This window comes from Actinotalea sp. C106 (assembly GCF_023630195.1).
Classification (GTDB): Bacteria; Actinomycetota; Actinomycetes; order Actinomycetales; family Cellulomonadaceae; genus Actinotalea.
This window is the reverse complement of the sequence record NZ_JALPKN010000031.1, coordinates 1-19330: the sequence shown is the minus strand read 5'-3', so window position 1 is coordinate 19330 and position 19330 is coordinate 1. Positions and strand designations below refer to the sequence as shown.

General features: G+C 71.4%; 23 protein-coding genes. 14 read left to right on the top strand and 9 right to left on the bottom strand.

The window, feature by feature from the left end; genetic code table 11:
* Both L0B03_RS03945 and L0B03_RS03940 read right to left on the bottom strand, forming a co-directional pair.
* On the bottom strand, positions 1–2302 hold a 2302-nt coding region (locus L0B03_RS03945; protein WP_250444307.1), incomplete at its 3' end, for a beta-L-arabinofuranosidase domain-containing protein.
* Positions 2303–2358: 56 nt separating this feature from the next.
* Positions 2359–2700, bottom strand: a complete 342-nt coding sequence (locus tag L0B03_RS03940) for an L-rhamnose mutarotase (protein WP_208056242.1) — start codon at positions 2698–2700, stop codon at positions 2359–2361.
* 127 nt (positions 2701–2827) lie between these two features.
* Here L0B03_RS03940 and L0B03_RS03935 point away from each other — a divergent pair, with 127 nt between their 5' ends.
* The 4 genes from L0B03_RS03935 to L0B03_RS03920 all read left to right on the top strand — a co-directional run bounded on the left by L0B03_RS03935 (position 2828) and on the right by L0B03_RS03920 (position 6647).
* Positions 2828–3877, top strand: a complete 1050-nt coding sequence (locus L0B03_RS03935; RefSeq protein WP_250444305.1) for a LacI family DNA-binding transcriptional regulator — start codon at positions 2828–2830, stop codon at positions 3875–3877.
* Between the two features lie 129 nt (positions 3878–4006).
* Positions 4007–5122: a Gfo/Idh/MocA family protein gene (locus tag L0B03_RS03930; RefSeq protein ID WP_250444303.1), complete on the top strand. Its 1116-nt coding sequence runs from the start codon at positions 4007–4009 to the stop codon at positions 5120–5122.
* Complete coding sequence (locus L0B03_RS03925) at positions 5119–6048, top strand: hypothetical protein (protein WP_250444301.1); 930 nt, start codon at positions 5119–5121, stop codon at positions 6046–6048. Before L0B03_RS03930 ends, L0B03_RS03925 begins: the two co-directional genes overlap by 4 nt.
* A 50-nt stretch (positions 6049–6098) precedes the next feature.
* The gene (locus tag L0B03_RS03920) at positions 6099–6647 is read left to right on the top strand and encodes an AAA family ATPase (protein WP_250444299.1); all 549 of its coding nucleotides are present in this window, start codon (positions 6099–6101) and stop codon (positions 6645–6647) included.
* A 197-nt stretch (positions 6648–6844) separates the two neighbouring features.
* On the opposite strand, the gene L0B03_RS03915 is transcribed toward L0B03_RS03920, so the two are convergent.
* Both L0B03_RS03915 and L0B03_RS03910 read right to left on the bottom strand, forming a co-directional pair.
* Positions 6845–7312, bottom strand: coding sequence for a DUF5956 family protein (locus L0B03_RS03915; RefSeq protein WP_250444297.1), 468 nt, complete (start codon positions 7310–7312; stop codon positions 6845–6847).
* Between the two features lie 100 nt (positions 7313–7412).
* Positions 7413–7598 (bottom strand): hypothetical protein, encoded by a 186-nt coding sequence (locus L0B03_RS03910; RefSeq protein ID WP_250444295.1) that lies wholly within the window; start codon positions 7596–7598, stop codon positions 7413–7415.
* A gap of 146 nt (positions 7599–7744) precedes the next feature.
* Here L0B03_RS03910 and L0B03_RS03905 point away from each other — a divergent pair, with 146 nt between their 5' ends.
* Positions 7745–7948: an IS110 family transposase gene (locus L0B03_RS03905; RefSeq protein WP_250444293.1), complete on the top strand. Its 204-nt coding sequence runs from the start codon at positions 7745–7747 to the stop codon at positions 7946–7948.
* Here L0B03_RS03905 and L0B03_RS03900 read toward each other — a convergent pair.
* The gene (locus L0B03_RS03900; RefSeq protein ID WP_250444291.1) at positions 7945–9276 is read right to left on the bottom strand and encodes a PP2C family protein-serine/threonine phosphatase; all 1332 of its coding nucleotides are present in this window, start codon (positions 9274–9276) and stop codon (positions 7945–7947) included. The two genes, L0B03_RS03905 and L0B03_RS03900, sit on opposite strands and share 4 nt — an antisense overlap.
* 228 nt (positions 9277–9504) lie before the next feature.
* Between L0B03_RS03900 and L0B03_RS03895 the strand changes: the two genes are divergently transcribed.
* The 3 genes from L0B03_RS03895 to L0B03_RS03885 all read left to right on the top strand — a co-directional run bounded on the left by L0B03_RS03895 (position 9505) and on the right by L0B03_RS03885 (position 11267).
* Positions 9505–10053: a hypothetical protein gene (locus L0B03_RS03895; RefSeq protein ID WP_250444289.1), complete on the top strand. Its 549-nt coding sequence runs from the start codon at positions 9505–9507 to the stop codon at positions 10051–10053.
* A gap of 62 nt (positions 10054–10115) precedes the next feature.
* Positions 10116–10682 (top strand): dihydrofolate reductase family protein, encoded by a 567-nt coding sequence (locus L0B03_RS03890; protein WP_250444287.1) that lies wholly within the window; start codon positions 10116–10118, stop codon positions 10680–10682.
* Positions 10683–10760: 78 nt separating this feature from the next.
* On the top strand, positions 10761–11267 hold the full coding sequence (locus L0B03_RS03885) for a hypothetical protein (RefSeq protein ID WP_250444285.1): 507 nt from the start codon (positions 10761–10763) through the stop codon (positions 11265–11267).
* 33 nt (positions 11268–11300) lie between these two features.
* Here the strand turns inward: L0B03_RS03885 and L0B03_RS03880 are convergent, their stop codons facing one another.
* A complete protein-coding gene (locus L0B03_RS03880) occupies positions 11301–11576 on the bottom strand; it encodes a hypothetical protein (protein ID WP_250444283.1) in 276 nt (91 codons plus the stop codon).
* 119 nt (positions 11577–11695) lie between these two features.
* Here L0B03_RS03880 and L0B03_RS03875 point away from each other — a divergent pair, with 119 nt between their 5' ends.
* Positions 11696–12079 (top strand): hypothetical protein, encoded by a 384-nt coding sequence (locus tag L0B03_RS03875; protein WP_250444281.1) that lies wholly within the window; start codon positions 11696–11698, stop codon positions 12077–12079.
* Positions 12080–12081: 2 nt separating this feature from the next.
* Here L0B03_RS03875 and L0B03_RS03870 read toward each other — a convergent pair whose 3' ends face one another.
* Complete coding sequence (locus L0B03_RS03870) at positions 12082–12396, bottom strand: hypothetical protein (RefSeq protein ID WP_250444279.1); 315 nt, start codon at positions 12394–12396, stop codon at positions 12082–12084.
* A 46-nt stretch (positions 12397–12442) separates the two neighbouring features.
* Complete coding sequence (locus L0B03_RS03865) at positions 12443–12826, bottom strand: hypothetical protein (protein WP_250444277.1); 384 nt, start codon at positions 12824–12826, stop codon at positions 12443–12445.
* Positions 12827–12885: 59 nt separating this feature from the next.
* On the opposite strand from L0B03_RS03865, the gene L0B03_RS03860 reads away from it, so the two are divergent.
* The 4 genes from L0B03_RS03860 (at position 12886) to L0B03_RS03845 (ending at position 14776) form a co-directional block, all read left to right on the top strand.
* Complete coding sequence (locus L0B03_RS03860) at positions 12886–13119, top strand: ribbon-helix-helix domain-containing protein (RefSeq protein ID WP_308199992.1); 234 nt, start codon at positions 12886–12888, stop codon at positions 13117–13119.
* Positions 13120–13122: 3 nt separating this feature from the next.
* A complete protein-coding gene (locus L0B03_RS03855; RefSeq protein WP_250444275.1) occupies positions 13123–13437 on the top strand; it encodes a type II toxin-antitoxin system PemK/MazF family toxin in 315 nt (104 codons plus the stop codon).
* Positions 13438–13517: 80 nt separating this feature from the next.
* On the top strand, positions 13518–14486 hold the full coding sequence (locus L0B03_RS03850; RefSeq protein WP_250444273.1) for an aldo/keto reductase: 969 nt from the start codon (positions 13518–13520) through the stop codon (positions 14484–14486).
* 86 nt (positions 14487–14572) lie between these two features.
* The gene (locus L0B03_RS03845) at positions 14573–14776 is read left to right on the top strand and encodes a hypothetical protein (protein ID WP_250444271.1); all 204 of its coding nucleotides are present in this window, start codon (positions 14573–14575) and stop codon (positions 14774–14776) included.
* A gap of 88 nt (positions 14777–14864) precedes the next feature.
* Here the strand turns inward: L0B03_RS03845 and L0B03_RS03840 are convergent, their stop codons facing one another.
* Entirely contained in the window at positions 14865–15554 is a 690-nt protein-coding gene (locus tag L0B03_RS03840) for an SDR family oxidoreductase (protein WP_250444269.1), read from the bottom strand.
* Positions 15555–15756: 202 nt separating this feature from the next.
* On the opposite strand from L0B03_RS03840, the gene L0B03_RS03835 reads away from it, so the two are divergent.
* Positions 15757–19330: right-handed parallel beta-helix repeat-containing protein (locus tag L0B03_RS03835; RefSeq protein ID WP_250444266.1), on the top strand; the 3574-nt coding region annotated here is incomplete at its 3' end.

Sequence of the window (19330 nt, the reverse complement as noted above, 5' to 3'; positions counted from 1 at the left end):
TGAGGAGGTGCAGCGCGGTCAGGTGGGGGGTCGCGCTGCCGTCGGGGGCGATGACCCGCACGCGGTAGCGCCCGTCCCGTCGAGCCTGACGGGCAGCGTCCGGCAGCACGAGCTGCGCCGTGCCCCACGCTGCGGCGTCCTCGGCCGGCAGGTCGATACGCCCGACGACGACGCCCTCGACGGTGATCGTGCACGACGTCGGCTCGGCCCCGCCGCGGTGGGCCACGGCGAGGAAGGCGGCCTGGCCGTCGGGGTCGATGAGGTCGTACCCGAACGAGCCTCGGGCCGCTCGCCAGTGCACGCCGTCCTGCGCACCCGTCCACGTGTCGACGCCCTCGAAGCCGTGGTCGGACTCGGGCTGCTGCTGCCCGCACGCGACGTGGTCCACGGTCCGCTCCGCGAGCGCCAGCTGCTCCTCGTCCACCGCCGCGAGCTCCGCGCGACGTCGGGCGGCGGCACCCTGCTCGGTCCCGGCCACGGGGAAGTACATCGTGTACCTGGTGTCGTGCAGCCGGTGCAGGGGTTCGAGCTCCACCGCGTACCGGCTGACGCCCTCGAGGACGAAGGTCAGCGGCCGCTCCGCGTGCGGGCGCAGAGCCCTGGCGAGCTCGTCATCGGTGTCGGCCACCAGGACGGAGGCGTCGGCGAGCGGGCGCAGCGGCCCTGAGGCGATGTGCCCCATCCGGCTGTCGTCGGCGACCAGACCGACCAGGTCCTCCGCACCGGCCCGCGCCGCCAGGACGAGGGGCCCGTGCCGCAGCGCGACCCAGTCCGAGCCGTCAGGCAGCCGGTCGACCCACGGGTGAGCAACCAGCCGCCAGGAGAGGACGTCACCGTCCCGCCACTCTCGACGGACCCGCACCCCCGCGTGGTCCAGCACGCCCTGCACCGGCACACCGTTCACGGCCACACCCAGATCAGCGCCGGGGGTGATCCACGACGGGCGTCGCACGTGGATCGCGAAGGTCTGCGGTTCGGTCATCTCGAGGTGGAGCTCGGCGGTGTCCTCACGGCCCAGGTCGGGGAAGGTGGTGCGGAGCTCGGCCACCACGCCGCGCGCCCCCCAGTCGAGCCGGGCGGGGATGAGCAGGTTGACCCGCAGGGCGTCGTCGTCGTGGGTGAAGATGATCTCGCCGTACCGGGCGTGGCTCTCCAGCCCGGTCCCGACGCAGCACCAGAAGCCCTCGTCGGGTTGGGAGTAGACGCGGTAGTGCCCAGGTCGGGCCGGGGTGAAGTAGACGAAGCCGCCGTCCGGGTGCTGCGCGGACAGGATGTGGTTGACGGTGGCCCGCTCGTAGTAGTCGAGGAGGCCGGGGTCCGGCGAGGCGAGGACGAGGCGCCGGGTGAGCTCGAGCATGTTGGCCGTGTTGCACGTCTCGGGCCCTTCGCGGTCGGTGACCGCACCGGAGAAGTCGCCCGCGGGGTGGAAGTGCTCCCTGACGGAGTTCCCGCCGAAGGCCAGGGTCCGGCGCCCGACGACGGTGTCCCAGAAGCACCGGGCAGCCCGTGCCCAGGCCTGGTCGCCGGACACCTCCGCGAGGCGCTGGTACCCGACGACCTTGGCGATCTGGGTGTTCGCGTGCAGCCCGTCGAGTTCGTCGCGGCCGGCCAGCAACGGGTCCAGGACCGACCGGTCGGCGAACCGTCGCGCCATGTCGAGGTAGTCGGGGCGGTCGCACAGGGCCGCGAGGTCGGCGAAGGACTCGCACATGCCACCGAACTCGGTCCGCAGCATCTGCTGGAAGGCGGCGTCGTCGATCTCGGCGGCGAGCTCGAGCCACCAGTCGGCGAAGCGGACGGCGATCTCCAGGGCGCGCCGAGCGGTCGAGGGGTGGGCGAGGTGGGCGGCGTCGATCAGTCCGGCCACGGTCTTGTGCAGGTTGTACCAGGGGACCCACGCACCGTTCAGCCCGAAGGACCCGCCGCTGACGTCCCCCTGACGGACGCGCTCCCAGACCTCGACCCCTCCGGGCACGCCACCGAGGTACCCGGTGCCCAGCGCGTCCTGGCACTCCCCCATCCCGGCGACGAGCTCGTCGGCGAACGCCTCCGCTCGGGCGTCACCCGTCGCGGCGTGGAGCAGCACCGCCGCCGACAGCGCGTGCCCGGCGATGTGCCCGTCCAGGCCCGAGCTCTCCCAGTTCCCGTAGGACTCAGCCACCGGTGGCAGGCCGGCCTCGCGCCGGTAGGGGGCGAGCAACCTGTCCGGGCGCAGGGCCAGCAGGCAGGCCAGATCGGTCTGCTGGGCGTCCCGGAAGGCGCCGTCGGACAGCCGGACGGCCGACAAGGGGAACGTCTGCACAGGGCCTCCGCGGAACGCGATGGTGGGGAACCTGGATCAGGGCGTGGCGCCGCCGGTCACCCGCGACCGAGGGCGGCGCGCTGGGCGTCCATGTCGAAGACGGTCTCGAGCTGGACGAAGCCCTCGTCGGGCGGGCCGTCGCTGCCGAAGAGCTCGGCCATCTCGGCCTGCCACCGGGCGTTGACCTCGCGGGCGGCCATGGCCTCGCGGGCGGCGTCGAAGTCGTCGACCTCGACCACCCCGACGAGCAGGCCGTCGGGGGCCAGGTGCAGGGTGTAGTCCCGCCAGCCGGTCTCGTGCAGGGCGTCGAGCATCTCGGGCCACACCTCGGCGTGCCGGGCGCGGTAGGTCTCGATCTGGTCGGGGCGGATGCGGGAGATGAAGCAGACTCGGGCCACGGGTCCTCCTGCCGCGCCACGGGTCCCCGCGCGCGCCGTGTCGTCGTTGAATCGGTTCACAGGCAGAATGAACCTAGGAGGCGGTTCGGCGGGCGTCAACGTCGGTCCGCGCAGCGAAGGGACACCGGTGGTCACGACAGCAGGACGCGCGCCTCAGCGCAGTCCACGGCGAGCCAGCATCAGCGACGTCGCGCAGGAGGCCGGGGTCTCCCTCGGGACGGTCTCGAACGTCCTCAACCGCCCCGACCGCGTCTCGCCCACCACGCGGGGCAAGGTGCTCGCGGCGATCGAGCACCTGTCCTTCGTGCCCAACGGCTCGGCCCGCCAGCTGCGTGCGGGGACCATCACGACCGTGGGCGCGATCCTGCTGGACATCGCCAACCCGTTCTTCACCGAGGTCGCCCGGGGCATCGAGGACCGCCTCGCCCAGGCCGACCACACCCTGATGCTCGCGAGCTCCGACGAGGACCCTGAGCGCGAGGCTCGCTACCTGCGGCTCTTCGAGGAGCACGGCGTGCTGGGCATGCTGGTGACCCCCGCGAGCACCGACCTCGAGCCGCTGCTCGAGTTGTCCCGCCGCGGCGTGGGCGTGGTGCTCCTCGACCGCACCTCCCCCGCCGAGGAGCTCTCCTCGGTCGCGGTGGACGACGTCGCGGGGGCGGCCATGGCGGTCGAGCACCTGCTGAGCCTCGGCCACCGCCGCATCGCCTTCATCAACGGGCCGCAGAGCATCGCCCAGTGCGTGGACCGCCGCGCGGGCATGGTCCGGGCCCTCGAGGCCGCGGGGCTGGACCCCGACGAGGCGATGGTCGAGATCACGGTCTCCTCGCTCAACGCCGAGGGGGGCGAGGCCGGGGTGACCGAGCTGCTCGCGGCGGGGACCGCGCCGTCGGCCCTGTTCTGCGTCAACGACCTGACCGCCCTGGGGGCGATGCGGGCCCTGCGCTCGCACGGCCTGGCGATCCCGGCGGACATGGCCGTGGTCGGGTACGACGACGTGAACTTCGCGTCGATGCTCATGACGCCGTTGACCTCGGTGCGCCAGCCCACCCGACAGCTCGGCGAGGTGGCGGCCGACCTGCTGCTCAAGGCCGCCGGCCCGGGCATGGCCGCGCCGCAGCGCATCCAGTTCCAGCCCGAGCTCGTGGTGCGGGCGTCCTCCGGCGGGGCTCACTGACCCCTGGTCGACTCGTCGGCCATGCTCGCGTGGCACTCCGATTGAATCGTTTTACAGGCGGCCGTTCCCCGCGCTAGCGTCGACCCAGCAGCACGAGCCGGACCCCTCCCTGGAGCGAAGGAGCCCCACGTGACCCTCAAGGCCGCGATCGTCGGAACCGGTGCCGTCGCGCACCTGCACGCCCAGGCCGTCGCGGCCGACCCACGGGTCGAGCTGGTCGCGGTGAGCAACCGCAGCGCCGAGCGCCGCGAGGCCTTCGCCGACAAGTACGCGGTCCGGGGCCGGTACGCGACGCACACCGAGCTGCTCGCGGCCGAGGAGCTCGACCTGGTCATCCTCTGCACCCCGCCGGACCTGCACCGCGAGCAGACCCTCGACGCCTACGCGGCCGGCGTGCACGTGCTGTGCGAGAAGCCCCCGGCCCTGTCCCTCGACGAGCTCGACGACATGCAGTCCGCCGCCGACGCCGCCGGGCTGGCCTTCGCGATCGTCTTCCAGCAACGCACCGGCACCGCCGCGGCCCACGTCAAGCACCTGCTCGACACCGGGGCCCTGGGCCGCCCGCTGCTCGCCCAGTGCCAGACCCTGTGGCTGCGGCAGGACGACTACTACGCGGTCGACTGGCGCGGCACCTGGGACGGCGAGGGCGGCGGCACGACGCTCGGCCACGGGATCCACCAGATGGATCTGCTCGCCCACCTGCTGGGCGACTGGGCCGAGGTCGACGCACGGCTGTGGCGCCTCGCGCGGGACATCGAGATGGAGGACACCTCGACCGCGACGATCCGCTTCGCCAACGGGGTGATCGCGACCGCCGTCTCGAGCGTGCTGGCCCCGCGCGAGACGAGCTACGTCCGCATCGACACCGAGCTCGCGACCGTCGAGGTCGAGCACCTCTACGGGCACAGCGGGGACTCCTGGCGCATCACCCCCGCACGCGGGGTCAGCGAGGAGCAGGCCGCCGCGTGGGCCTTCCCGACCGAGGACGAGCCGAGCGGTCACGAGCCGCTCGTGCGCGCCGTCGTCGACGCCCTGGTCGCCGGCGAGCCCATGCCGGACCTGGTCACCTATGCCCGCCGCCCGCTCGAGCTGGTCACCGCGATCTACGCCTCGGCCACCCACGGCCGCGCGATCACCCATGACTCCCTCGACGCCGACGCGCGGTTCCGCAGCGACCTGCGGGCCGACGTCACCGACCTGCGTCCTGTGGCGTCCCCCGCAGGCACCGCAGGCCCGACGGCGTGATCCCCGCCCCGCTCTTCGTCGACCCGGTCCACGGGGGCGGCACCGACCCGGTGCTGGTGCGCCGCGGGGACGAGTGGTGGATGGTCTACACCCAGCGCCGGGCGCGGGTCGAGGAGCCCGGGGTCGCCTGGGTGCACGGCTCGGACCTGGGCGTCGCGGTCTCGACCGACCGGGGCCGCACCTGGGAGTACCGCGGGGTGGTCGAGGGCCTGGACCTCGAGCCCGGCCGTCGCGACACCTTCTGGGCCCCCGAGATCGTGCACGAGCGCGGGACGTTCCACATGTTCGTCAGTCACATCGAGGGCGTGCCCGAGCAGTGGGCCGGGCACGAGCGGGTCATCCGGCACTACACGAGCCTCGACCTCGAGGCCTGGACCTACCGCGGCGAGGTCCCCCTGAGCAGCAGGTACGTGATCGACGCCTGCCTGCACCCGCTGCCCGACGGCGGCTACCGCCTCTGGTACAAGGACGAGGCCGACGAGTCCCACACCTGGGCCGCCGACTCGGCCGACCTCGACAGGTGGACCGTCGTCGGCCCGGTCCTGACCCACCGCCCGCACGAGGGACCGAACGTCTTCGAGCTCGGCGGGCGCTACTGGATGCTCGTCGACGAGTGGCGCGGGCAGGGCGTCTTCTGGTCGGCGGACCTCACGAGCTGGACCCGCCAAGGGCTGATCCTCGACCAGCCCGGCACCCGCCCCGAGGACGCCACGATCGGCCTGCACGCCGACGTCGTCGTCGTCGACCCCGAGACCGCCTACGTCATCTACTTCACCCACCCCGGGGCCAGCGGCGACGGCACCGGCGCCGCGCCCGACCGCAGCTACGACCAGCGCCGCTCGGTGATCCAGGCCGCGCGGTTGCGGGTGCTGGACGGCGTGCTGACCTGCGACCGGGACGAGGACACGACGATCGACCTGGGGTGAGTCGCCGCAATCTGCTGGACCCCTGCGTCGTGGGCTGGCTGGATGGTCCGGTGCCCTCTCCCTCGTCGACGACCCAGGTCCTGCTGATCGGTGGCCGCTCCGGGGTCGGCAAGTCCTCCACAGCGTTCGCCCTCTCCGAGCTCTGGCAGCAGGAGGCGCGAGAGCACTGCCTGGTCGACGGGGACAACCTGAGCGCCGCCTACCCCAAGCCGCATGAGGACCCCGACGGCGGCCAGCTGACCGAGACCAACCTGCGTGCGCTCTGGCGCACCTACAAGGCTGCGGGCTACCGGCGCGTCATCTACGTCAACACCGTGAGTGTCCTCGAGCACGCCATGGTGGCGCGAGCCCTCGGTGGGGCGGTCGAGGTGCGCGCCGCCCTCCTCACGGCTCCCGACGACGTCGTCGCAGCGCGCCTGGGCGAGCGTGAGACGGGTTCCGCGCTGATCGCCCACCTGCGCCGCAGCGCCATGGCCGCCAGCCGCCTCCACCAGGAGGCCGCACCCTGGGTCGCGCGCGTCCCGACGGAGCAGAGCACACCCGCGCAGGTCGCGCAGGAGCTCGCCGATATCGCTCTCGGCGGCGAGGTACAGCGCTGAGGCACGTGAGGCGGTGCGCCACCGCATCGACACCGGTCGACCCAGCACGCGACCGTCCGTAGCATCGGAGCTGCCGTCACCGTCGTCCTGGAAGACGTGCGGTGGTCGGCGCCGTCCGCCGCCTCCTCGGTCGACGCCGGAGCTGAGGCCGCGCCCTCCGAGGGCGACCCGCTGCGCACATCGCACTCGGATGGCCCTCAGGCGCGCACGTCGCCCTGGGCGTAGATGCTCTCGATCTCATCGGTGAGAACGGCGGCGTACTGGCGGGCCACCTCGACCCCGGACGTCGCGGTCACCCGCTCGGCGGACGCGTCCTCGAGGTGCTTCAAGAACGCATCGCCGGTCATCCCGTCGGGTGGGACGACCTCCCACCAGGTGAACGGTGCCGGAGGCAGGCCGACGTCGACGAGGTAGCTGTTGACCGACTCCACGATGTCGGCGAAGTCCTTGGGGGTCATTGCTAACGTGCGTCGGCGGGCAGTTCCGTCGGTGTCGGTGCAGACCTCCGTGACGAGCCGACGCTCCTGGGGGAAGTCGTGTGGCCTGGTGCGCCCGGGGCCGACACGGTAGGCGATGATCGCGCCCCAACCGTTCTCCGGTAGTGCCACCCATTCCGCGGCCGCCACTGGCGGTGTCCGGATGATCTCGGCCCAACGATCGCTCATGTACGGAGTCTCCTCCATGACCTTGCGCAGCGCGCTCACACCGCGGCAGGAGCGCGCGTCGGCGTCGGTGGTGGTGGTGGTGCTGGACCGTCTCGGGCGATCAGCGCCGCAGGCCAAATCGTCTGCGGCGCGGCGACAGGGGGACGATGCTGGCGATGAGCCGCTCGCCGACAGCCAGGCCCGAGAGGTCCTCGAGCGGTGCGTGCGCCGATGCGAGCACGGCGGACTGCGGTCCCACCATGAGTATTGCCACCCAACGCATCTCGTCGGCGTCGAACGTGAGCACGTCGCGCGGCGCGCCTTCGTCCGCGACATGGCCCGCGCAGCCCGGGTGCCGCTGGGCCGGGAGAGGCTGAAGAGGGGTTTGCTCAGCTCGAAGCAGCGGTGCCCTCCCAGCTCGACAACCCACTGGTGCGAGCGAGGGAGTCGGCGATGGAGTCGCAGCGTGCGGTGATCGGGATGGACCCGCACAAGCGGTCGGTGACGATCGAGGTGATGGCCGGCGACGGGACCGTGCTCGGCGGTGGTCGGTTAGCCACCGACCCGGAGGTGTTCACGGCGCTGGGCGAGTACGTGCTGGCCTGGCCGATCGCCACCGGGCAGGGCCGCAAGACCGACGCCACCGACGCGCACTAGGTACGGCGTTCAGGCGTGGGTGCCGTGCGCACCGCGAGGATGGTGGTGTCGTCGCTCGGGCTGGGCTGGTCGAGCAGTCGGTGGCGCATCACGTCGAGGTCCTCGCCGGGGTCCATCGCTGCGAGGGTCCTGGACAGCGCCGCCGTCGCGGCGTCGATGTCGACGCCGGGGCGTTCGACCAGGCCGTCGGTGAAGAGCAGCAACACCGCCCCGGGTGGGAGGTGCGCGGTGCCGACCTGCCCGGTCCAGGCGCCTTCCTGGGCGCCGGTGCCGATCGTGCCGATCAGGACGCGGGTGCCGCCGTCGAGCTCGCGGACCGTCCCGTCGGCCTCCCGGAGCAGCGGCGCTGGGTGCCCCGCGTTGCAGTACTCCAGGCGCCAAGCACCAGCGTCGTCGCGGTTCAACGTGGCGTAGACCAACGTGACCGTCTCGCTGATCCCGCTGGCGTTGACGAGCTGGTCGACCAGGCGCAGCAGCGCCACCGGTTCCAGACCGGCCCATGCAGCGGTGCGAACCATCGTGCGGACCTGCGCCATCGTCGTCACCGCCGCGACGTCGTGTCCCATGACGTCGCCGATGACCAGCCCAAGCGTTCCGCCAGGCAGCTCGAGCGCGTCGAACCAGTCCCCCCCGACCGCGGCGTGCGGTGAGGCGGGCACCGAGGCGCCCGTCAGCTCCAAGCCGTCCACATGGGGCAACACCGGGCGCAGGCTGTCCTGCACAGTGCCGGCGAAGGACGTGACGTACGCGCTGTCCTCCCGTTGTGCCTGCATCCGGCTCAGCAGCAGCAGGCTAGTCGTGGCCTGCTCGGCGAAGGCCTCCAGGCTGCGTGCGGCCTCGGTGCTGAACGCGTTCGGGGCGTTGGAATAGACGTTGAGCGCGCCGAGGATGTGCTCCTGCGCCTTCAACGGCAGCGAGAGCGAACTGCGGATCCCGGCCTCGCCCGCGCGCTGGCTGGTACCCGGCCAACGCTCGTCCGTGGCGTAGTCGGCCACGCCCACCAGGTCGCCGCTGGCCAGCGCCTCCAGGCATGGGCCCTCCCCGTCCGTCGCCTGGCCGAAGTCCATCTTCTGCGCGCGGTCCGTCGTCGCGCCGATGGACTCGACCGCACCGGCGACCAGGACGCTGAGCCCGACCCCCACCTCCCCGTCAGCGTTCGCCGCCGTCCGGGACGTGATCTCCAGCAGTGCCTCGGTCACCTCCCGGCGGGCCTGCTCGTCGCCCAGCAGCGCCTCTGCCAATTCGCGCTCACGTTCGCGTTCCACTGCCGGGCCCCTGTCCCCTGTGACGACACGTAGCTGTCCCCTTCGACTGCACGTAGCGGCCAATATTCACGGTACTGGTCCGTCACCCAATGCGCCCCTTCTGGGGTGGGGGATGGAGGACCGTCGAGCCGGCGCCACCTCATGGCCTGTTGCGCGGTGTAGTGCTGTTGAGCCATCCGGTCATGGAGCCATGAGCGAGCGCGCCCCCGACCCATGACGGATCGGGAGGTCCTTACCGGCCCTGACGCAGCCCGCGAGGCGTCGCGCACGGAGGACTGCCAGCATGTCGTTATGCGCAGGTTCCTCCGGACCGCACCCATGTGGCAACGCATGTTGTTCACCGGTGCGCTCTTCGGCGTACCGATGTTCGTCGTGGGCTACGCGAACTCCCCCGACGATCTGCCCGCTGGTGCCCGCGTCGGCGTGGCCGCTGTCGGGGCCGTGGTCGGCGGAACCCTGTTCGGGCTGTTCAGGGGGTGGTTCTCAGCTCGCCAGGACACTGAGCTCCGTCAGGCCACCGAGGGAACGAGCCCGACCGAGGAGCACCTGGCGATCCGCGCGGCCTGGCGGGGTCCAGTGCCGTCGGACCCTGTCGTTCGCCGCGCCGCGCTGAGGATCGCGGAGGGGCAGCGGAGACAGACGCGCGCGTGGTGGTGGCCGAGCGTCGTCCTGTGGCTGGCGCTGACGGCGCTGGGGATCTCCCTCGCCGTCAGTGGCTCGCCGGCGGGGTGGACGACTGTGGTGTTCCTCGGATTCCTCATGTTCCAGCTGTGGCTGTCTCGGCGCCTCGCCCAGCGAGCGGCTCTGCTCGCCGGAGACGGGCTGAGCCCGACGCAGTAACCGGGCCTTGCGGCCGCCAGCGTCACGCTGGACGCTGGAGTCCCATCCCGCCGGAGGCACCCATGGGCAAGCTGATCTACGCAGCCAACGCCTCTCTCGACGGCTACCTCGAGGACGAGACCGGCGCGTTCGACTGGTCCGTGCCGGACGAGGACGTCCACGCGTTCTGGAACGAGCACGAGCGTCACATCGGCACGTCGCTCTACGGCCGCCGCATGTACGAGACGATGCGCGTCTGGGAGGACGACGAGTGGTTGGCGGGTGAACCGGCCGTCGTCCGCGAGTACGCGGGCATCTGGCGCGACGCCGACAAGGTCGTCTACTCCTCGACGCTCGACGAGGTGTCGACGGCACGCACGAGGATCGAGCGTCAGTTCGATCCCGAGGCGGTACGACAGCTCAAGGAGACCTCCCGCTCAGACCTGAGCATCGGCGGCGCGACCATCGGGGCCGAGGCGTTCCGGCACGGGCTGGTCGACGAGTGCGTGCTGCTCCTGTGCCCCGTCACCGTCGGCGGTGGCAAGCCGGCGCTGCCACGCGGCCGACGACTCGACCTCGAGCTGCTGGACGAGCGGCGCTTCCGCAACGGTGTGGTCTACGTGCACTACGCGGTACGCGGCACTCCCTGACGCCCTGGTCACGGCGGTCGAGCCGCTGCGTTCGGCGTGTTCACGTCACCGCCCCCGCACCTCGGCTACAACGAGAGCATGCGGATCGGCCCAGCGGCAGGCGCTCACCTCACCCTCGAGCCCCTGCGCTACGAGTACCCGGGGCTCGTCTCTGCCAGCAGCGACGACTGGTTCGACGCGAACTGGCTCGTGATCTGCGGGACGGTCCAGACCGCAGATGCCCGGACGTGGACGTTCCGCGACCCGTGCCTCCTCACCTCCGAGGCGCTCGACCTGAGCCGGTGGCTCCGTCGCGTCTCGGCCGGGGATGTCGACCCGCTGACGATGTTCGACGAGCTCAGCCGGCACGCCGCGGCGTTCACCGAGCCGAACCTCGCCTTCACCCTCTTCGCACGGACGGGCGATCACCTGGTGCTCCGGGCGCACCTCTCCATGGAGTCCGGTCCACCGTGGCGCTCCCCGGACGACGAGGCGTACGTCGAGCCCTATGTCGTCGACCTCGACGTGTCCTCGGGCGACCTGGAGGAGGCCGCGACGACATGGGAGCGCGAGCTGGACGCGTTCCCGGTCCGAGGCTCCCTGTAGCCCCACCCTGGACCAGCGTCGGCGACCGCCGCTTCAGTCCTCCGCGCGCGTCGGGTCGGTGCTGTCCCAGGAGGAGGCGGCTTGCTGCTTCAGATGCTCGACATACCCCACCAGCAACCCCAGCACTTCCTCGTCGTCCATGTCTGACGTCACTCGCACGGCCCACCCGATCTCCCCGCTGGGCTCATGCAGCTTGACGAACGCGAGCACTCCAGCAGCGGTGCTCGCCGCGGGAAGCGGGGGTATGCGGAGTTCCGGCAGCACCTCACCGATGGGAAGACCGGGCACACCGTCGAGATCAGGAGACATGCCGATCATCATTCCTCACGCGACATGATGTCGCGTCGGCAATCAAGTGCTCGGCGAGGGCCGCCGATAGCAGGACGGACGGCACGTCGCCGCGACGAACAACCCGACAGGAGCACGGCGTGCCCTTCCCCCAGCCCACCCTGCCGAGCGTCGACGATCGGCCCGTCACGCGGCCCGACGTCTGGAGCATCCCGGCCACCGGCATCCCCTGGAGCGGCGAGCCCGGCGACCCCGGCCCGGATCGGCATGACGTCGTCGCGCTCTTCCGAGGGCGCGAGTCGGCCGATGGCCGCGTGCCGCACGAGGTGGTCGTGGAGGTCACCCGTGAGCTCTGGGAGTACGAGTGGGTGTGTCGCTTCTTCCACCTGCAGGTCGCCGAAGCCGCACGCGACGTCGTTGGTGCGGTTCTGCCTTCCTACGAGGTCCGCGACGCCGTCGACATCACCGGGCTCTTCAGCAAGCGGTGGCAGGGCTGCCCTGAGCAGGCATGCGAAGGAGCGTGACTCTAGTCGTCGGTCCCACGCGCCCGGTCGCTCTCACGCCAGCTGAGCGAGGTCCCAGCCGCCACGTGTTCCCAGGGGGTCCATCCGTCATCGTCCCGACGGCGCGCGAAGCCACTCGGTGAGTCCACGATGCAGGGCAGCTCAGCGACGGTGTGCGCACGGACGGGCCGTCCATCGTTGCGGATCTGCTTCTTGTGGAGGCCTCCCGCCCTGATCTGCCGATTGGCTTCTGCGGCGCTGGGAGCCACGACCGCGACTTCCGAGCGCCAGGCCGCCGCGTCGGCATCCTCGACCTCGAAGACGTAGACGGTGTCCATCTGGGAAGGGTCACACAGGTCGGCTCGACGACGAGTGCACTCACCCTCAGCGGAACACGAGGTTGAGGAGCACGGTCAGCACGATCGAGGCGATGACGGAGATCAGGATCATCACCAGGCAGCCTTTGCCGCCGCCGACGGGTTTGACCTCGACGTTGCGTCCGATTCTCAAGGGAGCCACCTCAGTTCCGGTGATCGTCGTCGGGTCACGGCTGCCGGACGTCGTTCGGGCCTCGTAGATGCTCTTGCCCGTGCTGCCGTGACGCTGGGGTCTGTAGTTTCCCACCCTGCCGGAGGCCCCCATGGGAAAACTGATGGCATCCGACTCAACCTCGAGCTGCTGGACCAACGGCGGATCGACAACGGCGTGGTCTACGTGCGCCACGCCGTCCGGAACTCGCCCTGACGACTGCGGCGCCGACAACGACATCCGTGCCCCCGCACCTGCACTGCATCCCATAGTGGGATGCAGGCTTGTAGGGTGGTGGTGTGAGCACGCAGATCGCTGTCCGGCTCCCGGACGAGATGGTGGCCTTTCTCGACCGCGCGGTCGCCGACGGGAGGGCTCCAAGTCGCGCTGCACTCGTCGCCTCGGCGGTCGAGCGCGAGATGCGCCGGCTCCTCGCGGAGCGAGATGCTGAGCTGCTCGGGCACCACGATCCGGCGGACGACCTCGACGTCTTGGTGCAGTGGACCGCAACACACGTCGACCTCAGGGACTGATCGTTGCGCGAGATCTGCCTGGTCCGCCTCGACATGACGCGGCCAGCCCTGGTTCTGACCCGTGAGGCGGCCCGGGGCGCGATGACGAAGGTCACCGTGGCCCCCATCACGGCCACGATCAAGGGCCTGTCGAGCGAGGTACGGGTCGGGCCGAGCAACGGACTCGACGCCGAGTGCGCGGTCGCTCTCGACAACGTCGTGACAGTTCCCCGGAGCCTGCTCGGACGGACGATCGGATTCCTCACTGCCGAGCAGGAGGCCGAGCTGGCGCGAGCCGTCGTGCTCGCGTACGACCTCGAGCTGCCGTTGCTCGGCTGAGGCACGCCGCGCCGTGACATGCACGGGCATCCCCGTCCGCCCAGAGGCGCCCCGCGCTCCCACCCCCCACGATGGAACACATGCGATACCTCGACCTCCCCGACACCGCCCGCATCAGCCGCCTCGGACTGGGCACCTGGCAGTTCGGCTCCCGCGAGTGGGGCTACGGCGGCGAGTACGCGGACTCCCACGCGGCAAAGATCGTGCACCGTGCCCTCGACCTGGGGGTCACGCTGATCGACACCGCCGAGATCTACGGCACGGGCAAGTCCGAGCGGATCGTGGGGAAGGCCCTGACCGGTCGTCGCGACGAGGCGTACGTGGCGACCAAGTACATGCCGCTGCTGCCGTCGACAGGGCTGGTGGAGAAGCACGGCCGCGCGAGCCGGGACCGTCTCGACATCGACCGCATCGACCTCTACCAGGTGCACCAGGCCAACCCGATCACTCCCGACACCGTCCTCATGGCGGGCATGGAGACGCTGCAGGACGACGGCGTGGTGCGCGACGTCGGCGTGAGCAACTACGACCTGCGGCGGTGGCGGGTCGCCGAGGCGGCGCTGGGTCGCCGGGTGCTGAGCAACCAGGTCAGCTACAGCCTCGTCGACCGCGAGCCGGAGGCTGAGCTGCTGCCCTACGCGCAGGAGAAGGACCGCGTCGTCATCGCGTACAGCCCGCTGGCCATGGGCTTCCTCTCGGCGAAGTACGACGAGTCGAACCGCCCTTCGGGCGCCGTCCGCAAGACCAACCCGCTGTTCCTCCCGGACAACCTTCGGGCTGCGAGGCCACTCTTCGACGTGCTGCGAGACGTCGCCTCGCGGCACGACGCCAAGCCCGCGCAGGTGGCCCTCGCCTGGTTGCTGCACCAGCCGAACGTCGTCGTCATCCCGGGGGCGTCGAGCGTCGAGCAGCTGGAGGGCAACGTCGAGGCCGCCGAGCTGGACCTCACCGCCGACGAGGCCACCGAGCTGCGCGCGGCCGCCGAGGCCTTCCACCCCGTCACCGGGAAGGCCGCCGTGCCCGGGGTCCTGCGGAACCTACGTAGCTGACGGGTGGCGGGCGGTGCGAACCCTGGCGGCCAGCACTCATCCAGGCATAGCGTGAAGCAAGGTCAACGCCGAACGGAGGCCCGACGATGTCGTTGCTGAACACCCTGTTCCGTCGCCGCGAGCGCGCCGACTCCCCTCCCACGGACCAGACGCCCACGCCCGGGCTGGCCAGCTGGGAGGGCGCCGACCGCTGGCCGACGGACGACGCCCCAGCACCGGACCTCGCCAGCCAGGACGTCGACGTCTGGATCAACGCGGACCCCGGCCGCCCGAGCGCCACGCCCTTGTGACGGCGGCGCGCGAACCTCGCGCGTGATCGTCGACACCCTCGCCTGCTGAGCTAGGAATCGCCGCCCGACCTCTGCCCGGCGTGGCCAACTACCCGAAGGCCGCCGCCGGCAGGTCCCGGTCGTCCTGCTCGATCGCCTGGACGATCCGCTCGGCGACGGCCTCGGGGTCGAGGCCGTCACCGAGGGTCGGTGCGTGGCCGTCGAGGGGGCGGTCGGCGAGCCCTGTCTCGGTGTGCGGCGGGCGGGCGTCGAGCACGCGGATCTTCTGGCGTCGCAGCTCGAGGGCCAGGGCGGCGTCGAACCCGGTCAGCCCCGCCTTGGTGGCCGAGTAGGCGGCCATGCCCGCCGTCGGGCGTTCGGCGACGACGGCGCTGAGGTTCGCCAGGAACCCCCCGGTGGGCAGCACGCGGACGGCAGCCCGGGCCAGGCGCACCGGGGCCACGAGGTTGACCAGGAGCAGCGCGTCGAGCACGTCGTCGTCGAGGTCGGCGACCGAGCCGAAGGCCACCGCCCCGGCCGCGTAGACGACGCCGTTCACCGGGCCGTGGTCCATCGCCGCCTGGACCACCTCGGCGGGGGCGGTGGGGAACGTGATGTCGGCGCGGTGCGTGCCGAGCACCGCGGCACCGAGGTCGCCCGCGAGCGCGTCGAGCCGGTCGGCCGACCGTGAGCTCAGCGTCAGCCTCGCGCCCCGGTCCGCGAGGCTCCGACTGATCGCCGAACCCAGGCCCCCGGTCGCGCCGACCACGAGTACGTGCGCGCCGTCGAGTGCGGTCATGCGGCTCAGCCTCGCACGCCAGGGTTCGACCTGCGAGGTGTCATGGACCCCTTGACATCGCCCCGACCCCGACCTACTTTCGGATCTGAAAGCGCTTTCCGGCTTCACCGGCCGGGGGCGCTCTCACGGCCGGCAGGTCCTCCAGTACAGCGTCGTACCTTGCGAGGCTGGCCACCGGCCCAGGGGAAGCCTAGGGAGCCCTATGCCCACCGCACGGACGAGCAGGATCCGACCACTCATCGCCGCCCTCGCGACTGCCGCCCTGACCGCCACCGGTCTGGGCGCGACCGCGGCGGCCGCCAGCGAGCACGACGAGGCAACCACCGCCGAGACAGACGTCCTCAACGCCTCCGAGATGGAGCCGGGCGTCTACGAGGCCGACACGACCGTCGGCCGGTTCACCGTGACCGCCACCGAGACCGCGCAGGTCGACGTGGACGCGCAGGACCGCACCGGTGGCGACCTCACCTTCACCCAGCGTCTCAAGCTCAACGGCGCCGGGGCCGCCGACCGCCGATCGATCGCCTTCACCACCGACGACGAGGCCACCGTGACGGTCTACGCGCTGAGCGGCAGCTCAAGCGCCGACCGTGCCCTCGCGCTGTACTCCGAGGACGGCACCGAGTTGTCCCGCGTCCCCGCCTACGGCGCCCCGACCGACATCCCGGCCGCGACCCTGGTCGTCCCCGAGGCCGGCAGCTACTACGTGGCCTCGCCCTCCTCCGGGGTCAACCTCTTCTACCTCGCACTGACCGAGGGGGCGGCCCCCGAGCGGCCCGCCTGGACCGACGTCGCCGACCCTGTCGTGACCGACGTGACGGTCTCCGGCGGCGAGGTCGTCGCGCAGTTCGACGGCGTCGTGGGCTTCGACGGCGCGGACCTCGCCACCGCGACCCTCTACGACGACCAGGGCGAGGAGGTGACCTCGGGCATCTCCGGCACCCCCGGCGACTCCGGCAGCATCAGCCTCGAGCCGGCCGCCAGCGGCAACTACGAGGTCGAGGTCGCCCTGACCCGGACCGACGAGGACTCGACGAAGGTCTCCGAGCGCGTCGCGGCCCCGGCCTTCACCCTGCCCCTCGGCGTGGCTGAGATCCACACGGCGCTGACCTCGGCGGTCGCTGACGGCCAGGCCACGGTGACAGCCGAGTGGACCGCGGTCCCCGAGGCCGAGGGTTACCAGCTCTCCCACCGCGAGCTGGGCGCCACCGACTGGGTCCCCGGACCGTCGACCACCACGACTCGGGCCGACGTCGAGGGCCTGGTCCCGGGCACCACCTACGAGCTGCAGGTCACCACGACCCGCGGCGACGAGTCGACCACCTCGGCGCCCCTCGAGGTCACCGTGGCCGACGCCGTCGAGCGCTGGCTCACCGCCCACGCCGGGGTGAGCAGCGGCGGCTCCCTCACCGAGGAGGCCGACGGCTCGCTGCAGTTCGACATGCGCGGCAACAACGGCAAGATCGCCGACTCCGAGGACGGCTTCCTCTACCACTACACGCAGATCGACCCCGAGACGGAGAACTTCACGCTCTCGGCGACCTTCACCGTCGACGACGCGAGCGGCAAGGACAACCAGTCCGGCTTCGGCCTCATCGCCGTGGACACCTTCATCCCGAACGACCGCGCGGCCCGGTACTTCAACTCGGCCGGCACCATGACGGCCAAGTACCAGCGCACGGTCGACGGCGCTCTGGAGTACCGCTACGGGATCCCCGGCGGCAAGATCGTCGAGGGCTACACCGAGGGGCCCACCGTCTCGACCCCCGACCGCGACCTCAACCAGTCCCAGCCCTTCGACTGGGACTTCCGGGCCGACATGACCGAGGGCTCCAACCTCAACCCGCCCAAGTTCGTCGACGGTGACGTCTACGAGTACACGCTGCGCCGCTCCAACACCGGGTACCACTCCACCTGGGTGCGTGACGGCGAAGTCGAGGAGGTCATCTACTACGAGCGGGACCTCGTCGAGCGCCAGGACCCCGACGCGCTCTACGTCGGCCTCTTCGCCGCGCGCGGGATCGCCGTGACGGCCAGCGACATCACCTTCACCACCATCCACCCCGACGACGACGAGGAGCCGCTCGAGCGGCCCATCACCTACGTCGACCCATCGCTGGTCTCCGACGTCACCCGCACCACCCCGCACGACACCATCGACGTGCCGCTGGTCGCGAACGTCCACGGTGAGGTCGTGCTGCGGGACGGTGCCGGCGACGTCGTCGGGACCGAGTCCGTCACCCCGGGCGAGCGGGCCGCGGTGACCGCTCCTCTCGAGGACGGCACCAACGAGCTGATCGCCGAGCTCACACCTGCGCCGCGCGAGGAGCAGACCCAGCTCGGCGAGTACCAGGACCTGAGCTCCTACGAGACGCTCACCGTCCCCATCACCATCGAGGTGCAGCGGTACGGCACCCCGGGTCAGGCGATCCACGTCGCGCCCGACGGCACGGCCGACGGCGACGGGACCCCTGAGGAGCCGCTCGACCTGCACACCGGCGTCGCGTTCGCCCAGCCGGGCCAGCAGGTCGTGCTCGAGGGCGGCACCTACCTGCCCGACCGCGCCGTCGTGATCGCGCGGGGCAACGACGGGACCGCCGAGGACCCGATCACCCTCATGTCCGAGCCCGGCGAGCGGGCCACGCTCGACCTCTCGGAGTCGGTGTCCGGCGGGATCCAGCTGCGCGGTGACCACTGGCACCTGCACGACCTGGAGATCACCAACGGCCGCGGCTACCAGAAGCCGCTGCTCATCCAGGGCAACCACAACGTGGTCGAGCGCATCGAGTCCCACCACAACGGGGACACCGGCGTGCAGATCTCGGGCAACGCGACCGAGCCGTTCGAGATGTGGCCCTCGCACAACCTGGTGCTGTCCAGCGTGGCCCACAACAACGCCGACCCCCTGGCCAACGACGCCGACGGCTTCGCGGCCAAGCTGACCGTCGGGGACGGCAACGTGTTCCGGTACTCGATCGCCTTCCACAACATCGACGACGGCTGGGACCTGTACGCCAAGTCCACCGAGGGGCCCATCGGCGCGGTGGTCGTCGAGGACTCGGTGGCCTACCGCAACGGGTGGCTCGAGGCCGACGTCGAGCGCACGCTCATCGGCGAGGGCAACGGGTTCAAGCTGGGCGGGGAGAACATGCCCGGCCAGCACCTGCTGCGCAACTCCGTGGCGTTCGACAACTACGCCAAGGGCATCACGTCCAACTCCGGCCCCGACGTCCGGGTCCAGGACGTGACCGCCTACCTCAGCGGCCTGGTCGACGCCGGCGCGAGCGGGAACAACCTGCAGCTGACCACCAGCGCGGCCGTGACCGACTACGAGGCCACCGGGGTGCTCTCCTACGTCGCCCAGCAGGCCGACCAGATCGGTCTGCGCGACCAGGAGGACACCATCCGGACCGATCCGTCGAACTACCTCACCGAGGCAGGGGGCGGGGTGCGGGACGCCAGCCGCAACAGCGAGGGCGTCCACGTCGAGGACGACTGGTTCACCAGCCTCGACACCGACCTGCACCCCTCGATCGCTGCGGACGGCAGCATCGAGATGCACGGCCTGCTCGAGCTGACCGACCAGGCGCCGGCCGACACCGGGGCTCGCCTCGAGGCGAACCCTGACCCGACGGAGATCACCCTGCTCCCGCCGGTCAGCGGTGAGGCCGAGGAGCCCGAGGAGCCCGGCAAGCCGCGGCCCTGCGTCGGTCCGCCGCCCCACGCGGGCAAGCCCGGCCCACCGCCCCACGCGGGCAAGCCCGGTCCCCCTCCCC

Excerpts from the sequence above, each read along its gene's own strand:
- L0B03_RS03915 (WP_250444297.1), bottom strand. The coding sequence starts at position 7,312 with ATGAGCGATCGTTGGGCCGAGATCATCCGGACACCGCCAGTGGCGGCC.
- L0B03_RS03895 (WP_250444289.1), top strand. The coding sequence starts at position 9,505 with ATGCGCAGGTTCCTCCGGACCGCACCCATGTGGCAACGCATGTTGTTC.
- L0B03_RS03865 (WP_250444277.1), bottom strand. The coding sequence starts at position 12,826 with ATGTCGTTGTCGGCGCCGCAGTCGTCAGGGCGAGTTCCGGACGGCGTG.
- L0B03_RS03840 (WP_250444269.1), bottom strand. The coding sequence starts at position 15,554 with ATGACCGCACTCGACGGCGCGCACGTACTCGTGGTCGGCGCGACCGGG.
- L0B03_RS03850 (WP_250444273.1), top strand. The coding sequence starts at position 13,518 with ATGCGATACCTCGACCTCCCCGACACCGCCCGCATCAGCCGCCTCGGA.
- L0B03_RS03885 (WP_250444285.1), top strand. The coding sequence starts at position 10,761 with ATGCGGATCGGCCCAGCGGCAGGCGCTCACCTCACCCTCGAGCCCCTG.
- L0B03_RS03905 (WP_250444293.1), top strand. The coding sequence starts at position 7,745 with ATGGAGTCGCAGCGTGCGGTGATCGGGATGGACCCGCACAAGCGGTCG.
- L0B03_RS03880 (WP_250444283.1), bottom strand. The coding sequence starts at position 11,576 with ATGTCTCCTGATCTCGACGGTGTGCCCGGTCTTCCCATCGGTGAGGTG.
- L0B03_RS03890 (WP_250444287.1), top strand. The coding sequence starts at position 10,116 with ATGGGCAAGCTGATCTACGCAGCCAACGCCTCTCTCGACGGCTACCTC.
- L0B03_RS03870 (WP_250444279.1), bottom strand. The coding sequence starts at position 12,396 with ATGGACACCGTCTACGTCTTCGAGGTCGAGGATGCCGACGCGGCGGCC.
- L0B03_RS03845 (WP_250444271.1), top strand. The coding sequence starts at position 14,573 with ATGTCGTTGCTGAACACCCTGTTCCGTCGCCGCGAGCGCGCCGACTCC.